Annotated in this window: 17 protein-coding genes and 1 pseudogene; 5 read left to right on the top strand and 13 right to left on the bottom strand. The window is 40.8% G+C overall.

Annotation, left to right across the window (positions count from 1 at the left end; genetic code table 11):
• The first annotated feature begins 9 nt into the window (after positions 1–9).
• Positions 10–90 carry a transposase gene (locus tag INF20_RS06385; protein ID WP_226385405.1) on the top strand — a complete coding sequence of 27 codons (81 nt, stop codon included), beginning with the start codon at positions 10–12 and terminating at the stop codon, positions 88–90.
• Between the two features lie 211 nt (positions 91–301).
• Here INF20_RS06385 and INF20_RS06390 read toward each other — a convergent pair whose 3' ends face one another.
• The 11 genes from INF20_RS06390 to INF20_RS06440 all read right to left on the bottom strand — a co-directional run bounded on the left by INF20_RS06390 (position 302) and on the right by INF20_RS06440 (position 13,071).
• On the bottom strand, positions 302–1,489 hold the full coding sequence (locus INF20_RS06390) for a pyridoxal phosphate-dependent aminotransferase (protein ID WP_226385546.1): 1,188 nt from the start codon (positions 1,487–1,489) through the stop codon (positions 302–304).
• A 101-nt stretch (positions 1,490–1,590) separates the two neighbouring features.
• Positions 1,591–2,979 (bottom strand): branched-chain amino acid transport system II carrier protein, encoded by a 1,389-nt coding sequence (brnQ, locus tag INF20_RS06395; RefSeq protein WP_226385547.1) that lies wholly within the window; start codon positions 2,977–2,979, stop codon positions 1,591–1,593.
• Between the two features lie 51 nt (positions 2,980–3,030).
• Positions 3,031–4,014: a 2-hydroxyacid dehydrogenase gene (locus tag INF20_RS06400; protein WP_226385548.1), complete on the bottom strand. Its 984-nt coding sequence runs from the start codon at positions 4,012–4,014 to the stop codon at positions 3,031–3,033.
• A gap of 34 nt (positions 4,015–4,048) precedes the next feature.
• Positions 4,049–5,182 carry an acyl-CoA dehydrogenase family protein gene (locus INF20_RS06405; RefSeq protein WP_226385549.1) on the bottom strand — a complete coding sequence of 378 codons (1,134 nt, stop codon included), beginning with the start codon at positions 5,180–5,182 and terminating at the stop codon, positions 4,049–4,051.
• A 24-nt stretch (positions 5,183–5,206) separates the two neighbouring features.
• Positions 5,207–6,328: a 2-hydroxyacyl-CoA dehydratase subunit D gene (locus INF20_RS06410; protein ID WP_226385550.1), complete on the bottom strand. Its 1,122-nt coding sequence runs from the start codon at positions 6,326–6,328 to the stop codon at positions 5,207–5,209.
• Positions 6,329–6,331: 3 nt separating this feature from the next.
• Complete coding sequence (locus INF20_RS06415) at positions 6,332–7,558, bottom strand: 2-hydroxyacyl-CoA dehydratase subunit D (RefSeq protein WP_226385551.1); 1,227 nt, start codon at positions 7,556–7,558, stop codon at positions 6,332–6,334.
• Positions 7,559–7,571: 13 nt separating this feature from the next.
• The gene (locus INF20_RS06420; RefSeq protein ID WP_264175483.1) at positions 7,572–8,360 is read right to left on the bottom strand and encodes an acyl-CoA dehydratase activase; all 789 of its coding nucleotides are present in this window, start codon (positions 8,358–8,360) and stop codon (positions 7,572–7,574) included.
• Between the two features lie 15 nt (positions 8,361–8,375).
• Positions 8,376–9,626 carry a CaiB/BaiF CoA transferase family protein gene (locus INF20_RS06425; protein WP_226385552.1) on the bottom strand — a complete coding sequence of 417 codons (1,251 nt, stop codon included), beginning with the start codon at positions 9,624–9,626 and terminating at the stop codon, positions 8,376–8,378.
• A 110-nt stretch (positions 9,627–9,736) separates the two neighbouring features.
• A complete protein-coding gene (locus INF20_RS06430; RefSeq protein WP_226385553.1) occupies positions 9,737–11,317 on the bottom strand; it encodes a class I adenylate-forming enzyme family protein in 1,581 nt (526 codons plus the stop codon).
• Between the two features lie 124 nt (positions 11,318–11,441).
• Positions 11,442–12,104, bottom strand: a complete 663-nt coding sequence (locus tag INF20_RS06435; protein ID WP_226385554.1) for a GntR family transcriptional regulator — start codon at positions 12,102–12,104, stop codon at positions 11,442–11,444.
• A 67-nt stretch (positions 12,105–12,171) separates the two neighbouring features.
• Positions 12,172–13,071, bottom strand: a complete 900-nt coding sequence (locus tag INF20_RS06440; RefSeq protein WP_226385555.1) for a DUF3089 domain-containing protein — start codon at positions 13,069–13,071, stop codon at positions 12,172–12,174.
• A 166-nt stretch (positions 13,072–13,237) separates the two neighbouring features.
• Between INF20_RS06440 and INF20_RS06445 the strand changes: the two genes are divergently transcribed.
• The 4 genes and pseudogenes from INF20_RS06445 (at position 13,238) to INF20_RS06460 (ending at position 17,927) form a co-directional block, all read left to right on the top strand.
• The gene (locus INF20_RS06445; RefSeq protein ID WP_226385556.1) at positions 13,238–14,230 is read left to right on the top strand and encodes an aspartate-semialdehyde dehydrogenase; all 993 of its coding nucleotides are present in this window, start codon (positions 13,238–13,240) and stop codon (positions 14,228–14,230) included.
• Positions 14,231–14,385: 155 nt separating this feature from the next.
• A complete protein-coding gene (locus INF20_RS06450) occupies positions 14,386–14,748 on the top strand; it encodes a TnpV protein (protein ID WP_449757714.1) in 363 nt (120 codons plus the stop codon).
• 341 nt (positions 14,749–15,089) lie between these two features.
• Positions 15,090–16,799 (top strand): hypothetical protein, encoded by a 1,710-nt coding sequence (locus INF20_RS06455; protein WP_226385557.1) that lies wholly within the window; start codon positions 15,090–15,092, stop codon positions 16,797–16,799.
• Positions 16,800–17,025: 226 nt separating this feature from the next.
• A pseudogene (locus INF20_RS06460) lies at positions 17,026–17,927 on the top strand (transposase-like zinc-binding domain-containing protein).
• 260 nt (positions 17,928–18,187) lie between these two features.
• On the opposite strand, the gene rpmF reads toward INF20_RS06460, so the two are convergent.
• Entirely contained in the window at positions 18,188–18,364 is a 177-nt protein-coding gene (gene rpmF, locus INF20_RS06465) for a 50S ribosomal protein L32 (protein WP_226385558.1), read from the bottom strand.
• A gap of 89 nt (positions 18,365–18,453) precedes the next feature.
• Positions 18,454–19,659, bottom strand: coding sequence for an acetate/propionate family kinase (locus INF20_RS06470; RefSeq protein ID WP_226385559.1), 1,206 nt, complete (start codon positions 19,657–19,659; stop codon positions 18,454–18,456).
• Positions 19,660–19,775 lie beyond the last annotated feature (116 nt).

A 19,775-nucleotide genomic window follows, 5' to 3' on the forward strand; every position in this document is an offset into this window, starting at 1 on the left:
AACAACAAGATAAAAGTAATCAAGAGAGTATCTTATGGAGTCAGAAATTTTAAGAGATTCAGAGCAAGAATCATGCATTCATTAACATAAAGAAACTGACAGAGTGAATATACACTCTGCCAGCCTACGATCTCATTTTATGAGTTCTACCCCAACATTTGACATAGAACCAAAAAAACACCGGCAGACGAACGCCGGTGTTTTACGGAAGTGCGGGTAGCTAATCCGCGCTTCCAGAATATTAAGTACCGATTGAATATTTACTTCGAAAAGTAAATTTAAATTAAATTGATAAAATCAATTATTTGTATTCAGCCATAACCTTTTCAAATGCAGGTAATGCCTTCTTAACTCTTTCTACTGGGCAGCAGTATGCGAGTCTTACATATTCAGGTGTTCCGAATCCAGTTCCTGGAACTACCAGTACATCATACTTCTTAAGTCTTTCTGCAAAGTCTTCAGAATTTCCATCTGGAGATTTGATGTACATGTAGAATGCACCTGATGGTTTTGCAACAGTGTAACCCATGTTAACGAGAGAATCATAAAGAGCTTCTCTACATTCAGCATAAGGCTTGATGTCAGGCATTACATCGATGCAATCTCTAACAACCTGCTGCATGAGGGATGGAGCGTTTACATATCCAAGCGCTCTTCCTGCACCGTTTATTGCAGGAATGAATTCGTCATATCCGTCGAATCCCTTAGGAACTGCGATGTAACCAATTCTTTCTCCTGGAAGAGAAAGTGACTTAGACCAAGAGTAGCAAACTACTGTGTTTGCATATACTGCAGGAATGAAAGAAACTTTTTCTTCAGTGAAAACCAGTTCTCTGTATGGTTCATCGGCAATTACATAAATAGGATGACCGTATTCTTTACCCTTTTCTTCAAGAACCTTGCAAGCTTCCTCAATCAGAGCTTCAGGATAAATAACGCCTGCTGGGTTGTTTGGGGAGTTGATGATTACAGCCTTTGTATTAGGTGTAATTGCTGCCTTGAGGTTTTCAACATCAAGATTCATATGTTCATCAGGCTGTACGAATACAGGAACACCACCCTGAGATTCGATAAATACCTTATATTCTGGGAAGTATGGAATTACTACTATAATTTCATCCTTAGGATCAGAAATAAGTGCTCTAAGAGTGATATTAAGAGAAGCTGCTGCTCCGCATGTCATGTAAATATCATCTGCTGTAAAGTCAACACCAAATCTCTTGTTAAGGTTTTCAGCTACTGCTGCTCTTGTGTCAGGAGCACCAGGACCTGGAGTATATGCATGATATCCAGTTGGTTCCTGTTCGTTTATGATTTTTAACATTGCCTGCTTTACTGCATCAGGAGCAGGTACAGAAGGGTCACCTATAGAAAAGTTGTAAACGTTTTCTGCGCCTACTTCTGCAGCTCTCTGCCAACCATAGTTAGCAATTTCTCTGATTACTGATGGGGCAGCGCCCAGGCCATACATATCTTTGTTAAAGTTCATTTAAAATACCCTCTTTTCTTTTACAGCCTCCACGAAGGTTACCCTTCGTGGAAGCTTAATAAGTTAGTTTTGCACTAATTAATAATTATCGCGTATTGCGCTTACTGGTTGTCTCTTGTTTTGCCAACATGACCAACTGCACTGATGATAGTGAATACTATCATACCTACGATAGCTGGAATGATCCAGTTCATATCGATACCTGCAAGTGGAATCTTAGCATACAGATCTGTGATGGATACCAGGAATCCTGGAGTTTCCCATCCGTTCATTGCGAACAGCTGTGCTATTCCCTTAGGGATAGATATGATTGCTACGAATATTACAGCACCAGTGTAAGTCCAGTTGTACTTGATGAACTTGTCAAACAGAGTTACAACGAACAGGCACATGTAGATTGGGTACAGTATAGCCAGTACAGGTACTGCGAAGTTGATGATTGTGTTAACTCCGAACAGGGAGATGAAGAATGCCAGGATAGTACTGCATGTTACTATGATCTGATAGAATTTTTCATCCTTCTTAAATACCCTTGTAAAGAAGTTACCTGCAACGCCTGTCAGACCAACGGAAGTAGTCAAGCAAGCCAGAGCTGTAGCGATACCTATAGCCCATTTACCTGCAGCGCCGTACATTTCTGTAAAGATACCTACCAGGATACCAGTTCTGTTGTCAGCTGGCAGATATTCGTTAGCGTACATAGGATCACCGGACATTGTAGCACCTACATAAGTAAGTCCGCCGTAGATGATAGCCAGCAGTACTGCTGCAACGATACCAACACCGATGGATACTTTGAATCTTTCTTTTTCATCATTGTATCCCTTGTTGATAAGGTCAGTTACAACGATACCAGCCATCAGAGCAGAACCAAGAGCGTCCATTGTCTGATAACCTTCTGTGAAGCCCTTAATAAAGAGGCTGTCGATCATTCCCTGTTCAAGACCAGGAGAACCTGCTGCCATTTCACCTGCAGGATTGAATATCGCAATGATAATTGTTCCGATCAGGATGATGAGCAGTACAGGTGTAAGGAACTTACCGATGATGTCCACAACCTTAGCAGATCTAACTACGCAAATCCAGCTGAGGATGAAGAAGATCAGGGAAGTAATCCATGGGGAAACAGATTCTATAGTTCCGTCTCCGAATACCTGAACTGTAAATACTTCGTGAGTAGTAGCCGCTGTTCTTGGTACTGCGAAGAGTACGCACAGAACTGTTACGGAAATGAATCCGAGAGCTACGGCAAAGCCGTGTCCAACTCTCTTACCCATGTCATCGGCCATACCACCTACCATAGCGGTAGCGATTACACCAAGTACAGGGAATACAGGGTCAGCAATCAGGAAGCCTATAGCTGATGTAGCCCAGTCGCTACCTGACATAACGCCCAGATATGGCGGGAAGATCAAGTTTCCTGCGCCAAAGAAGATTGCGAATAACGCGAATCCGACAATTATAATGTCTTTAGTCTTGTTCTTTTGCATTTTTGAAACCTCTCTTTTTTTAGAAAAAACTAGTATTAGTTACGGATTTTTTTACAGTCCGTTAACTACATTGTTAGGCTTTTCGCCTGCCATTACTTTTCTCATGTTATCGTAAGACCACTGTACCATTCTGATGAATGCATCGTCAGTAGTTCCTGCGATATGAGGAGTAATAGTAATGTGATTGTTACCCACTTCATTGAGAGTAAACAATGGATGATCAGGAGCAGGTGGTTCTGGTGCAATTACGTCCAGACCTGCAGTTACCCTACCGTTGTTCAGAGCCTCTTTGAGATCATCGTTGTTAACGATTTCTCCTCTGGCAACGTTAATAATGATAACATCCTTCTTCATCTTTGCGATAGCTGCTTTGTTTACCATACCTCTTGTGGAGTCAAGTACAGGTACATGGTAAGAAAGGATATCGCACTGTTCATAAAGTTCGTCAAGAGTACAATACTTAAGATCGTATTCCTTTTCGAATGCTTCGTCAGCCTTTACTACATCGTAGTAAAGAACCTTGGAACCGAAAGCCTTCAGATATTTGCAAGCTTCTTTACCGATAGCTCCAAGACCAACCAGACCAACTGTTCTTGTTCCCAGTTCCTTATGTCCGTTTGCCTTAAATTCAGCAAAGCACTTGTCAAATTCACCGTTCTTAATTCTTGCGTCATTAGGTGCTGTCTTCTTCAGGCACGCAAGCATAAGACCAACGGCATGTTCAGCTACAGACTTAGCGTTTACGGCTCTGTTGTTGCAGACATAAACACCGTTTGCCTTTGCAGCTTCGAGGTCGATTTTATCAAAACCTACTCCAAGAGACTGGATAAGTTTCAGGTTCTTTGCGCTGTCGATAACGTCTTTTCTGATAAAGTCCACTGGACCTGTCCACAGAATATCCGCATCCTTAAGCGCTTCTTTAAGTTCTTCATCAGAGCATGGCCATTCGATAAAATCAAATTCCATACCTTCAGGTTTTTCTACCCCGAATCTCTGAACGCCCTTAGGCTCCTTCAAAGCGATAACTTTAGTCATTTTTTTCCTCCTAATAATATAAATACTTTACAAGTTACTTAAGCACTTCTTTGGAAATTACCATCTTCTGTACTTCCGAAGTACCTTCGTAGATGGAAGTTACTCTGATATCTCTGTACATTCTTTCGATTGGGTAATCCTTGATGTAACCGTAACCACCGTGCATCTGGAGCGCTCTGTCTACAATCCACTTACCTTCTTCAGTAGCGAACAGCTTAGCCATTGACGCTTCCTTATCACCAGGTTCGCCCATATCCATCTTATACGCAGCATCATATACCAGATGTCTCATAGCGCAAAGCTTAGTTTCCATCTCGGCAATGAGGAACTGGATATTCTGGAACTGAGCCAGTTTCTTACCGAACTGCTTTCTTGCCTTGATATAGCTCTTAGCTTCTTCCATAGCGCCTGTAGCGATACCCAGAGCCTGAGCAGATATACCAAGTCTTCCCAGAGAAAGAGTTTTCATTGCGTTTACGAATCCGTTGTCAACTTCACCTAGAATGTTTTCTGGAGAAACTCTTACGTCTTCCAGTACAACGTCGGAAGTTGCACAACCGATCATACCCATCTTATCTTCCGGCTTACCGAAGGATACTCCTTCTGCCTTGGAATCAACGATGAATGCAGTGATACCTTTTACTCCCTTGGCAGGATTTGTCTTAGCAAAGACGATTACATAATCGGAGAAAGGCGCTGCTGTGATGAATGTCTTTCTTCCGTTAAGGATGTAGTCGTCTCCGTCTTTTACAGCAGTAGTCAAGATGGACGCTGCGTCAGAACCCGCACCCGGTTCTGTCAGACCGAAGGCCAGTACGATGTCTCCTCTGCACAGTGCAGGAAGGAACTTTTTCTTCTGTTCTTCGTTACCGAATTTCAGAAGAGGAGCCGCATACAGGGAGTTGTTACCAGAAATGTAGATGGAAGCAACACCTGATGCTTTTGCGATTTCTTCCATTACTATCGCATAAGATCTGTGGTCTCCGCCTGATCCGCCGTATTCTACTGGAGTCTTAACTCCCAAGAATCCGGCTTTGCCCATCTTCTTGTAGACTTCCATTGGAAAGTCTGCTGTCTTGTCAACATCTTCCGCGATTGGCTTGATTTCGTTTTCAGCGAAAGATCTTGCAAGCTGACGGACTAATTCATGTTCTTTTTCGAAAATCATAAAAATCCTCCTTAAATATATATACTATAGCATCTCTGCAAAAGTTTGCAATGATGTACGTGCCTGTTCAAAGTTGGTCATCTGCTGATCCACTTCTATCATAACCATCTTGATGCCGGCATTTTCGAGGGCTTTTTTGAATATAGGATAATCGAATTCTTCTGGGTCACAGAACTTAGTCTGTACATAAAGTACACCGTCTGCTCCGGACTTCTTAACCTTTTCGATTATCATATCGCTTCTCAGTTTATCGGCATCATACATAACCGAACATCCTTCGATGTCTCCCAGGTATTTAGCGAGAGCTCTGATAGGATTGTCTGTATCTTCGTCAACAAGTGTTCTGAACTGTCTAGATTCTTCAGCAACTTCATCCTCTACGATAGCGAGTTTGTTTTCTTCAAGAATCTCATTGAGGCTAGGAAGACTTGTCATAATTCCTGTTGTTACGATTTTCTTTCCGTCCCAAGGTTTAACTTCTTCCTTCTTGAGTTCTGCGATGAGCTCTTCGAGAAGTTCAACATATTCAGCTCTGTCCATATAGTTAGCTATTGTCAGAACCTGGCTTCTCTTGGAAGGAGTTATGATCTGAGGATAATCTGCTGCAACTGCAACAAATTCCTGCATAAGTTTCTTGGACTTGTTGTAGAGCTTAATAGCTTTTTCGATATCTTCATCTGAGAAGAAATCTCCCTTGATTTCTTCCAGCTGGTTCTTAACTTTTCTGTACTGAGTTTCGTTGAAATCAACTCCGCATTCAAGTTTTCTGTTCTGAGCCATTGCTACATGAATGTAAGGAATCTTATCACCTACAGCTCTTCTGATATTCTGTCCAAGTGCTTTCAGAGAGTCACACTGAATGGATACCATGATACCGGACAGGCAATCAAGCTGACCTGTCAGGGACATTTCCATAACTCTCTGAACTATTGAACAATAGAAAGCTGGGAAATATTCCTTTGCTGCGGATACTTCACCGCTGCCGCCCCAAAGACCCATTGGGATCATTCCGGAAGCGTATACCATTTCAACAGGCATATGGATAGGAGAAACACCTATCATTTTCTTACCTTCTGCCTGATATTTTTTTACCAATTCAGCTATGCTAACATCGAATTTACCTAATACGTTTGCAACATTACTCATTGATTATTTCGCCTCCTTATTTGCGGCCATGACTTCAACAAGGCCCTGTATCCTTGTATCGTACTGAGCTTCTGAGAAGTTTCTAGGGTCAGCCTGGTCACCGTCAAATACAGCTGTAGGTATACCTGTTTCTTCTCTTATAACTCTTTCCAGTTCATACATCTGACCGGACCACTGCTTGCAGCTTCTGTTGATATGAATGATAGCTCCGTCGCAGTTGTTTTCTCTGAGGACTTTAAGTCTCATATCCGCTGATCTTTCAAAGTTGATAGCGTTTGGAGTTCTGCAGTACGCCTGCATAAGTTCGTTTGTATTGTTGTAGATATATCCGAATGCGTCCGCATATACTGTACCTGTTACGTTAACACCTGCATCTTTCAGAGTCTTGAAAGTGTGTCTCAGATGTGGCCAGCAAGCGATACCTTCGAACATTACTCTGTACTTTTCTTCGCCCTTAAATGTGGATTTTCCTTCCTTTACATTTTCCTTGAATTCTTCAAGAAGAGCTTCAAAAGCTTCAGCTGATTCCTTCTTACCTCTTGCACATACAGCAACTGCCATATGGTTGAATACATCAAATCCGCTGAATGGAGATGGAGTGTATTTGCACATGCTTGTAGCTTCAAGCCATGCTCTACCTGTTCTCTGAGAAATTTCCATTACCTCTTCGAACTTCTTGTCATCCCATTTCTTTCCTGTGATTTCTTCCAGCTGCTTAATCGCATGCTCGAACTGACCTCTTACATAAGCGATTCTGTCTTCTTCAGCATCATAATCGTTGTTGTAAGGGATATCTATGAGAATCATAGGAATATCAAGTTCCTTAGCGATGTTTTCGTACCACTTAATCATGCAGTTACAGATATTGTTACAGCACAGTACGAAATCAGGCTGAGGCATGTTAAGTTCAGGCGCATCCTTTACGTCCATGTATGCGAGGCTGATTCTTGCATATGCACAGATATCATTGGAATATCCGTTGTTTTCAGCTGTTTCGCACATTCTTTCGCCGCCGCCCTTTGCTGCGATGGCTGCTGCCTGGTTTTCAGGATAAACTACCTTAATGCCCATTGTTTCAAAAATTTCCTGTGGGAAGTTTGAAGCACACCAGCCCACTTTTTCGCCGGCATTCTTGGCATCCCAAGCACCCTGATAATGATCAGCAACAATTTTGTTTAACAGATCTCTAGCTTTTGGCTTAGCATCTACATTAGCTTCTACGTTGCTCATGTCATACTCCCTTCTACTTGTTTTTTAAATAAGATTCATAAGCATAAATCGCGGCTCCTATTGCTCCAGCGAGCTGTGAGTCTTCCGACACCGCGATAGATGTGTCAAGTTCTTCCTCCAAAGCTCTGACAACGCCGGAGTTTCTTGATACTCCGCCGGTCATTACTACAGGAGGCACCACACCTACTCTTTTTGCCTGTCCTGCAACGCGGCTTGCAACGGAATAATGTATTCCCTTTATGATGTTTTTAACATCAGCATTGTTTGCCAGACAAGAAATCACTTCAGATTCGGCAAACACCGTGCAGGTTGAGGATATCGGAGTTCTTTCGGTAGCCTGGGCATCGTATTCTCCGAATTCGTTAAGGTCAACATGAAGCACATTGGCCATAACTTCCAAGAAACGTCCCGTACCTGCTGCGCACTTATCATTCATAACGAAATTTTGAAGCTGTCCGTTTTTGTCCAGTCTCAAAACCTTGGCATCCTGTCCGCCTATATCAATGATAGTGGCAACCTCTCCGAATATGTAGGCTCCCCCTTTGGCGTGACAGCTTAGCTCACTCATGTCCTTATCACCGTTATAACTCTTTCTGCCGTATCCTGTTGATATGGTCATTTTGATGTCATCCATGGTGATACCGGCATCGCCCAAAGCTTTTTCAAGCACTATGTCAACACCATCAGTTCCGGCTCCCTTTTCAATTATGGCGCTGCTGACGACATCGCTGCCGTCAGCCATCACCACGCATTTTGAAGAAGTAGAGCCTATGTCTATTCCTAACGTGTAAATTTTATCCATGTGATATCGGTCTCCTTACTGGTCTCCGATGTAGATTACGCCGTTAGCCTTGAAGTTTGCGATATCTTCTTCAGAGTATCCGATTTCTCTGAGAACATCTTCAGAATGTTCACCGATCATAGGTCCTCTGTTGTATTCAGGAATACCCATTTCCTGGAACTTAACCGGCAGTCTTACAAGAGTTCTTTCAGCGCCATTATCGTACTTCATTGTATAGAAGCATTCATTTGCCCATGCCTGCTTATCAACAAGGATTTCTTCCCAAGACTGAGCCAGACCGAATGCGATATCCTGTTCAGTAAGAATTGGATTCCATTCTTCAGCAGTCTTAGTCTTGAATGCTGACATTACCAGGTCATAGATTTCAGTTCCAAGTCCGTTTGCATGAAGGTTGGATACTGGGAAGTACTTTTCATCACCGATAAGATCAGTTCTGCCTATTGCTGTCATGATCTTGTCATAATAAGTATTGTAGTCAGGCGCACAAATCTGGATAAATCTGCCGTCTTTTGTTTCCCAAGCCGCATTGAACGGATTGTCGGATTCTCTGATAGCGATTGGGTAAGTAACTCCGATATCAGTGTACTGAGCGGACTGCACCATCATACCCATGTTGTGGATAGCTGTTTCGAACAGGGAAGTTTCAACCTTTTCACCTTCGCCAGTCTTTTCAGCATGATAAAGAGCTGCCAGAACGCCGGCTGCCAGGTTCATACCTACATTATGGTCACCGAGACCAGGTACAACGTTCATAGGAACAGTTCCTTTCTGTCTGAGGGATTCAAGATATCCGCCTCTTGCAAAGAATGCAGTGAAGTCAAATCCCGGAAGATCCTTGTCAGGACCAAATTCGCCGTATCCTGTGATCATTGCGTAAACCAGCTTAGGGAATTTCTCTTTAAGAGAATCATAATCCAGTCCGTTCTTCTGGAGGGACTGCACCCTGTTGTTTGTAATGAATACATCGGCAGTTTCGAGCAACTTGAACAGAGCTTCCTTACCTGCAGGATCTTTAGTGTTAATGGATACGCATCTCTTGTTAGCGTTTTCCAGATCCCATGTAGTGTTTTCATGGAAGAGAGACCACTTATCGGAAGGTCTTCCTTCAGTTGGAGCTGTGTATCTCAGTGGATCGCCCTTTGCGGCTTCTACTTTGATAACATCGGCACCCAGGTCAGCAAGAAATCTGCCTGTTGTAGCTGCGGCGATAAATGTAGCGTATTCAACTACTTTAACGCCTTCCAATGGCTTTTTTGTGTTACTCATCGTTATTTATCCTCCTTAGTTTGAACAAAACTTTTAGTTGGCTTAAAATATACTGTTTTATCAGTATTATTATATCAATCTTTACTTATCAAGTAAAGCATAGCCCCTTGTTATCTGGTACGTCCCTTTCTCGTTTCACCGTTGATATCGGCGATGATTTTATTCTTAAGGAACTTCTCATTGATTTTACCTGTACTGTTCCTAGGCATATCCTCTATAAAGAAGATATATTTCGGGATTTTATATCCGCTGATTCTGCCCTTAAGGTGGTCAATGATTTTTTGCTTATCATCTTCACTTCCCTTTCCTTCTATACAGGCAACTATTTCTTCTTGCAAAACAATGGTCGGTACGCCAAAGACTTTGACTTCGGCCTTTCCTATGACCTCTTTAATTGCTCTTTCTATTTCAACAGGCGATATGTTTTCGCCACCTCTGATTATCAGATTTTTAAACCTACCAGTTACCACCAGATTGCCGTCCTCTCTGATGTAACCTAAATCTCCGGTCTTAAGCCATCCATCATCGGTGAAAACATTTTTTGTTTCCTCAGGATTGGCTACATATCCTTCCATAACATTATAGCCCCTGACCTGTATTTCACCTTCCACATTGATACCGCACGGCTTATCGGCACCTTTTTTCATGGTTCTAATCTCAACTCCCGGAATCGGCCTTCCAACTGTATTGGCCTTTATATCAGGAGAATCATCAGGTCTGCATATGGTTACGCATGGGGATGTCTCCGTCTGTCCATAAGAAGGCTGCAACTCTATTCCGTCAAACATATCACATATATCAAGATAGTCTTGCGGAAATATCTGAGAACCGGCTATTATTCCGCTTCTTACCGACGAAATATCATATTCTTTTCTGTGCTCATTTCTAAGCATTGCTAAAAACATTGTAGGCACGCCGTTCATAATTGTGCACTTATGCTTTTGTATAGCATTAAAAATATCTATCGATCTGGTGCTCTGCAAAAGCAACATTCCGTAGCAGGAATGAAGCATTGCCAGTATGCATCCGGTTATCCCAAAGGTATGAAACAGAGGAACAGTTGTCAGCATTCTATCATCTTCATTCCAGCCCATGTTTTCAGCCATAGCAATAGCGTTATTCATAAGGCTATAATGGGTAAGCTGAACACCCTTGCTGTTTCCTGTCGTACCCGAAGTGAAAAGAATACTGGCTGTCGCACGATAGTCCTCTGAAGGCTTTATATCAATACTTTCACCCTCTTTGGCTATTGTCTGCCATTGTTCATATGTCTTTTCCATAAAGCAGCAACTTCTAACGGTACTTTTCGGATAAAGGAGCTGCTCCATTATATCTTCGTATCTTATATCTTCAAAATTTCTTGAGTAATAGAAGTGTCTAAGTTCTGTTAAAGCCACGCATCTTTCAATCTCGGCTCTTGTAAATCTCGTATTAAATAAAACAGCGACCGCTCCCAGTTTTACCGCAGCAAAATAATGAAAGATCCAACTGTCGCTGTTAATTCCGATTATTCCAACATGGTCCCCTTTCTTTATGCCCATTTCAAGCATCTCTCCGCAGATACAGTTTACAATATTGCGGATATCTTTCCATGTGTATATGCCATCTTCTACTACAAGGGCAGGTTTATTCGGAGTACATTCGGCTCTCATGTCCAGTACCTGGCCTATGGTCTTTTCGATAAATCTCAATTCTATCCTCCGAAACTCTTGTATAACTTATTACTGATTTATTATTGAAAATCTTGTATACAAGTTTTCATCTCCCTCGAATATAAGTATAAAGGATTGTTAAAAAAATTGCAATCAAAATATATCATTTAAAATAGCTTGCAAATCCTTCACCTGAAGAAAAAATACTGTACACTGTTCTGTTAATGTGTTTATCTAAAATTCTTCTTAATTTTTCAATGTCTCCCGCTTCGGAAAATCTTATAATATCTTCGTGCTCGCTCATAATTTCATCTAGCGACACATCGTATTTTAATGTAAGATTTCTCCATCTAGCGAAATGTAGCAAATGACTGTTTACAAGCCCTTTTGTATCAGTTCCGTTATGTCCGTCATATATGGCTCCATGAAATTCATTGTCATACCTGTTGAACTTTATCATATCTTCTTTTCCAGAGACACAACTCTTTTGTTTTTCAAAGGATTCCTTTAACTTTTTTATAAGTACGGCCTTTTCTCTCGGATTAGCAATTATCCTCTCCATAAGCTCCTTTTCCAATGCAAGTCTAAGAAGCATAGCCGATCTTATATATTCAAAATCTATCTTCGTGATAAAAGTACCGCTGCGCGGTCTGATTTCCAAAAAATCAATCTGCTGCAGCTTGTGAAAAGCTCCTCTTACCACCGTCCTGGAAACGCCATATCTTTCACTCATTTTGTTTTCGCTAATTTTTTCTCCAGGCAGAAGCGAAAGATTTACAATCCTTTCAAGCAGATCATCGTAGACTCTGTTTATACTCGATTCCACAATCTCCGCCTCCTTTCAAATAAATATTTACATTCGCATTTTTTAATTGATTTTTGTCAACAAATTATCAAAGTTTCTTCTTAAAAGCTTCAATCCTTTTGGCCGCATTAACCCTTATATTTTCGTAATAAAATCCATAGTCCATGCTGTGATAGCAACCAACAGGAAATATATCAAACACCTGTCGATAATCCTCCGGTTTAACAGTACTACATTCCAATGTCCCCTTTTTAACATTGATTTTGGCATCTGCAATTCCGGGTCTTACAATCTTACCTTTAATCAGTGATCCTAAATTCATGTTTACAGGAGCATATGTTGCATCTCTTCGCCAATTCAAAGGATTAATGCATAATGATTTTTCCTTTACGATAGGTGTTGATTCTTCAAGTTCAGGTTTTTCCGTATTCCAAGAAATTAAAACACCAGTATCTGTCTCGCCCTTTGCAAATCTAAGATGTTTATTTTCTTTCATGTATTCTTCTGTAACACCATAACCTATCATATATGCAGCTACCATTTTATTTAACAATTCTTTTTTATCTTTAAGATATGTAGCCAATACCTTCATTAAAAGTGTAGTTCCTTGGGAATGTCCTGCAAGTATAAAAGGCTTACCTTTATTGAAGTTTTTAATATAGAAATCAAAGCTGTCTATAGCATCGGTAAGAATAACCTCGTCTACTAAGTCCTGTTTATTTTCTTCTATAAACCGAAATCCCATAAAAGGATCCACCTGTCTATAAAGAGGTGCATATACATTTGTGCTACCGCTAAAAGCGCTGCCCTGGATATCAAGGCACGTGCCTGCGATTCTCACCATATTCTCATCTCTTATATCTGCAAAAGGCTTATTTTCACCCTTTGGGCTTACATAAGAAGAAGGATACAGATAAAAAGTATCCACATCCCTGTCGCTTTCCGGTAATGACAGCCAGTTTGCTCTTTTGCTGTAATCAACGCTCAAATTTATATCCTCCAAAATTAGTATGACAACATTTTAACATACATTTGAAAAATATAAAAGTATATGAAATTCAGTATATTCCGACTATTTAATTGTAATTAACATAATTAGATGTTATAATTTAAGTCAAATTTTACAAATATAATCACGCACAGGAGGAAAAAAAATGAATAAAAAACCAAATGTAGCCCTGGTGGGAGTAACCGGTGTCGTAGGATCGACTTTTCTCAAAGTGCTCGAAGAAAGAGACTTCCCTTTCAACGAGCTATATATGATGGCATCTGCAAAATCCGCCGGGAAAACGATTAACTTCAAGGGCAGGGACTACATCGTTGAGGAACTGAACGAGCACAGCTTCGACAAGGATATAGACATCGCCCTCTTTTCCGCAGGTGGAAGTGTCAGCGAAAAATATGCACCTATAGCCGCAGCTCATGGAGTAACGGTGGTGGATAACAGTTCCCAGTGGAGAATGGATCCTGAAGTGCCCCTTGTAGTACCTGAAGTAAATCCTGAAGACGTTGAATGGAACAAGGGCATCATAGCAAACCCTAATTGTTCCACAATACAGGCAATGGTAGTATTAAAGCCACTTCACGATAAGTACAAAATCAAGAGAGTAGTATATTCAACTTATCAGGCCGTATCCGGTTCAGGTGTAAAGGGCATTGAAGATCTTAAAAATGGTCTTGCAGGAAATGATACTACAAATGCTTATCCTCATCCAATAGCCGGAAACTGCATACCGCAAATTGATGTCTTCACTGAAAACGGATATACCAAAGAAGAAATGAAAATGATCAACGAGACCCATAAAATTCTCGGTGATGACAGCATAAAAGTTACAGCAACTACGGTCAGAGTTCCTGTTTTTGACAGTCACAGTGAATCAATCAATATTGAATTTGAAAATGACTTTGATCTTGACGAGCTTAGAGAAGTCCTTGCAAAGGCACCTGGCATAGTAGTACAGGACGACCCTGCCAACAGTATCTACCCTCTTGCCAGAAACGCAGCAGGAACAGATGAAGTTTATGTAGGACGAATCAGACGAGATTTTTCTGTGGACAGCGGAGTTAACCTCTGGGTTGTATCAGATAACATCAGAAAAGGTGCTGCCACAAACACCGTGCAGATTGCAGAAGTACTGATAAAATAACAATTTAATAGCTAATAAATTAAACAGGCGGCCGAAGGGAGAGACTTCGTAAGGAAGTTCTCTCCCTTTTGCTTTTGTAGTCAGCCAAACTGATTGAAGTGTAAGGATAATTCAACTTATAATGGAGGATTACAGAATGAAACCGTACATTTACGATGAAAAAAACGGTCTTTGGTACGAAAAGCAAGGCGATTATTATCTTCACTGATCTCATATTACCCTCCCAAAAAGGAGAAAAGCATATTGGCGTATGGGGACAGCGGCACGCAAGGTATCTTAAAAGGCATCATAAAGTACAGTATATTAACTTGCTGACAAGCGGTAAACTGAACAGTTACCTTGCTGATATTGATGAGCAGGCTGAGGATATGTTTTTTCGGTTGGTTGAGCAAATGAAAGAACGAGAAGGCATAACTGAAAAACTGAAATCCGAGAATCCATTGTGTTGGATTGGAAAAATGAATAATATTCGAAATAGAGCAGAAGAATCAATAAACCGAGAATTGATTTTTGCTTAAAGACAATACAGGCAGGAAAAACTCCTGCCTGTATTGTTGTATAGACTATAACAAAGAACAAAAACAAAATCACATATCATAAAAAATGAAATTTGTCAAGAGGAATTTTCAAAAACACTTGCAAAGCGCAGAAAAAAATGGCATAATTTTTAATAGGTATATACACCTCTGAGGGCAACACCTCTGAGGGCAACACCTCTGAGGGCAACACCTCTGAGGGCAACACCTCTGAGGGCAACACCTCTGAGGGCAACACCTCTGAGGGCAAAGGAATGATATGCTCTCGGAGGAGCACTAAAAAATCCAACCTCCTTCGAGAAAAAACGAAGGAGGTTTTTATTTTGAAAAGAAACAAATGGTTAGCAATGCTGTTGGCGATTGCTACGGTCTTTATGATTATTCCGACAACTGCATTTGCTGCGGAAAATGATGTAGATGTTTGGGACGGAACAGCTGATACAAGCTGGTATAATGAAACCGATACAGAATTTCATATCAAAACAGCAGAGCAGTTGGCGGGTTTAGCCGCCTTGACGAATCAGGATAAACCGATAACTTTTACGGGAAAAACAGTCTATCTTGATGCAGATATCGATCTGAAGGATTATAATTGGGTAGCAATTTCTGAAGATGGTAATAATTCCACTACTTCATCTTTTTCAGGAACATTTGATGGGCAAGGTCATAGTATCAATAATTTGAATAGTAGTTCTTCAACGCAAAGACTTGGCCTGTTTGGTACTGTGCATAATGCAACTATTAAAAATATAAATCTTTATAACGCAACAATAACAGCAGGTTCTGATAGCAATCGCATCGAGTATGGTGCACTTATTTCATGGGCTTCTTCTTCAACTGTAGAAAATTGTTATGCTTCCGGTAAGGTTGAAGTTGCAACTGATGTGCTTATTGGCGGTTTTATCGGACAAGGCACCGGGGATACTCGTGTTATCGGATGCGGCGCAAGTGTTGATGTGATAAGCACTTATCCCAAAGGTGATATAGGCGATCGGGCACCAACGGTTGGTGGAGTTGTTGGGCAGTTTGAGAATGCAGGCGAGAACGCTTTGATTTCTAACTGTTATTTCAATGGCTCTCTTTCAGTGACAAGTAATCAGGCGGCATGTGGCGGTATTTTGGGAGCTTGCTTTGATTTTGACGGAAAACCGGGTGTTACTATTTCTAACTGCATTATGTCCACGACAAATATTACTTGCGGCAATCCTGATAACATCACATATATTGCAGCAGTAGATGAAGATGCAACTGTAAAGAATTGCTTTTGGCCTGACGGGGACAGACTCGCTGTTGCACGACTTATTGTTAACTGGGATCTTGGAATAGCGGAAGCTGATCCTAATTTCGATCAAAGTATATGTGGCGAAAGTGTAGCGGATTTTACTGCTCCTGAACTGCTGGAAAAACTCAATGCAAATGCTTCAAGTGGTATTACTTGGGTGCAAGGCAAAGATGGTACCCCTGTTTTTCATTGGCAGGATACGCTTATTTTAGCTGATTATACATTGGTTGATGAAGCCATAGAAAAAGCGAATGCTCTTGATTCCGAGTTGTATTCAAACTATGATGCTGTAACGGCTGTTGTTAAAGCAGTAGATCGTAATAAGAGCAAAGCTGAGCAAGCGGAAGTAGATGCTATGGCAAAGGCAATTGAGGATGCTATTGTGGCTTTGGAATACAAGAATGCGGATTATAGCAAGGTGAACGCAGCGATTGCAAAAGCTAATGATTTGAATAAGGATGACTACAAGGACTTCTCAAAGGTGGAAGCTGCTATTGCAGCGGTGGTTCGTGATAAAAAAATTACCGAACAGGCGGAAGTAGACGCTATGGCAAAAGCTATCGAGGATGCTATTAACGCATTGGAAAAGAAAGCACCTGTAACATCAACCGATCCTGATAAAGGAGACACCAATGTTCCTGAAACCGGTGACAGCAGCAATATGACACTCTGGATTGCCCTGCTGTCTGTATCAGGAACTGGTTTGTTCGGAGCAACTGCATACAGCAGAAAGAAAAAATACAGCAAATAATCAATGATGAAAATGTCCTGTGAAAACTTCAGGGTTATAGGACAAAAAGTGTTGATAAAAACCGCTATAGCTATTGAATTTTCAACGGCTATGGCGGTTTTAAGTTGTTTTTGACAACTTATAGGGTGGACAAAAAGTGTTGATAAAATTCGTTGAAAAGATTGAAAATTCAATGCAAATTCGCAATATATCTTCTTAGAAATCAACATGTTACGGAGGAAGATATATGAAACATGTAATTTGTCCTGTATGTGGTAATAATTGTGTTAGAAATGGCAAAACAGCATCTGGTTCTCAAAGATGGCTGTGTAAAAGTTGTTCCGCTACTTTTACACAGAAAATCGACAACTCAGCAAAGCAGTTAAAGATATTCTTGAAATGGTTATTTAGTAAGCAAACTCAAAGGGAAATGCCCGGCGAAGGTAGAACTTTTAGAAGGAAAACATCAATGTTTTGGGATATTTGGCCAATGCCTCCAATTGTTGAATCTAAAAGAGATGTACATTTCATGCCTTTTGTCAGATTAGACGGTACACAACAACAAAACCAAAGACTTCTGCAGGATTTGAACTTTACAATTTAGCAAAGGATCTATTGCATTTAAAAAACAAGGAAGAAGCAGAGGAATGGACACTCCGTTTTATTGATTGGATGAGAAGATACAACAGCTTCTTAAGTCAAATGACATACGACGAATTTGGAAATGGAAGACCAACACATGAGCGATTAATTAGAGCGCAGAGGTCTACATTAAAGCTCATAAAGGAAGGAACACTGTTCACCTATTTAGATGAGGAATTGATAGAAGAAATCGGTAGAATACCAGCTACGACTAATCAAATTGAAGGTGGAGTAAAGGCAAGACTTAGAGAAATGTTGAGGAGTCATAGAGGCCTTTCTATTGAAAGACGAATAAAAGCGGTCTTCTGGTGGTGCTATATGCACTCACCAGAGGCGCTTTCAGCTAATGAATTATTGAAAGTTATGCCAACAGATAGGAGTATCTCCGACATTTACAGGAAGATGACTAGACAGGAAAAACTATCTGATTCAATTCCTGGATGGGGAGATGCAATCGTATGGACTGAATTCCATAGATCAGGTGACTACCCTAGTTATTGGGACTAGGGTCTATCAACACTTTTTGTCCTATAACCCTAAATTAAACAGGCGGCCGAACGGGGCCGCCTGTTTTCGAATGAGTCGTTATATAGAGAGGTTATTGTGCTACTTTGTGATTATCTTTCTTATCCCTTTCACACAACTGTAGTATATATTAGACCGGTGACAGTGTCGTGACGTTAAAATGAAAAAAGCGTCACAATGCAACTTCATTTTATACACGAAAAAACCGATCCGCAATTGCGGACCGGTTGATTTCATCAGCATTAGTCAGCCATAATATCCTTGCCATCATAGTAGTTGCAGTTAGGACAAACTCTATGTGGAAGTTTTGGCTCATGGCACTGTGGGCATTCTGATAAGCCCGGAGCTTTCATCTTCATGTTAGGAGCTCTTCTGCTGTCTCTCTTTGATTTTGAAGTTTTTCTCTTAGGTACTGCCATTTCTACACCTCCTTCACATCGATGTATATATTCAAACTTAATGTAATTTGCAACTATTAGAGTATACAATAATCGTAAATGGCTGTCAACTATTTATTTAACCCCTTTACAATTTCCAGTGTATCTCTGGCAATCATAAGTTCTTCATCTGTAGGAATGAGGATAATCTTAACTCTAGAGTCATCTCTTGAGATAATTGCTTCCTTACCTCTAGTCTTATTCTTAACAAGGTCAAGCTTAATGCCCAGGTTACCAAGGTCATTACAGATGATATCTCTCATTGCGATATCGTTTTCACCTACACCAGCTGTAAATACGATAGCATCAACGCCGTTCATTTCAGCGATATATGCTCCGATGTAGAATCTAACCTTATGAGCAAATACCTTGATAGCCAGCTGAGCTCTTTCATTTCCTTCTTCAGCTGCCTCTTCCAGATCTCTAAAGTCTGAAGATACGCCGGAAATACCCAGTACGCCGGATTTAGTGTTGAGAATTTCATTAGCAACACCCTGATCAAGATGTTCTTTTTCTCTGATATATGTAACGATTGCAGGGTCAATATCTCCGCATCTTGTACCCATTACCAGACCTTCCAGCGGAGTGAATCCCATAGAAGTATCGATACATACGCCTCTCTTAATAGCGGATACGGATGCACCGTTACCCAGATGGCATGTGATAATCTTAAGATCGTCCAGGTTGCAGTTCATGATATCAGCTGCTCTCTGAGACACATATTTGTGAGAAGTTCCGTGGAAGCCGTATCTTCTGATCTTATGTTTCTGATAATATTCATAAGGAATAGCGTAAATATATGATTCTGGAGGCATAGTCTGGTGGAATGCTGTATCAAATACACCTACCATTGGAGTATTAGGCATCAGTTCCTGACATGCTGCAATACCGAGAAGGTTTGGTGGATTGTGCAGCGGAGCCAGCTCTACGCACTCTTCCAGAGCCTGAATTACATCGTCATCGATGAGAACTGAAGAAGCGTATTTTTCTCCTGCGTGTACAACTCTATGTCCTACAGCGCCGATTTCGCTCATATCCTTAACAACGCCGTGTTCAGGATCGATTATTGCGTCAAGAACCAGCTGGATAGCTTCCTTATGGCTTTCCATAGGAGTCTCGTTTCTCACTTTATCCATTCCGATTTTTTCGTGAGTGATTACAGAACCGTCCATACCGATTCTTTCAACCAGACCCTTTGCCAGCAGTATTTCACCGTTCATATCAAGGACCTGATATTTCAGTGAAGAACTTCCGCAGTTGATTACTAAAATTTTCATTTGAATTCCTCCGTTATTATAGATTGACGATATTTTTTATCATGAAGTCGTATCATTCTTGCCGATACCTCATATAGTATACATTAAAGATATTGATAAATCAATTAAAAAAAGAA

The organism is Gallibacter intestinalis (assembly GCF_014982745.1).
Taxonomy (GTDB): domain Bacteria; phylum Bacillota; class Clostridia; order Peptostreptococcales; family Anaerovoracaceae; genus Gallibacter; species Gallibacter intestinalis.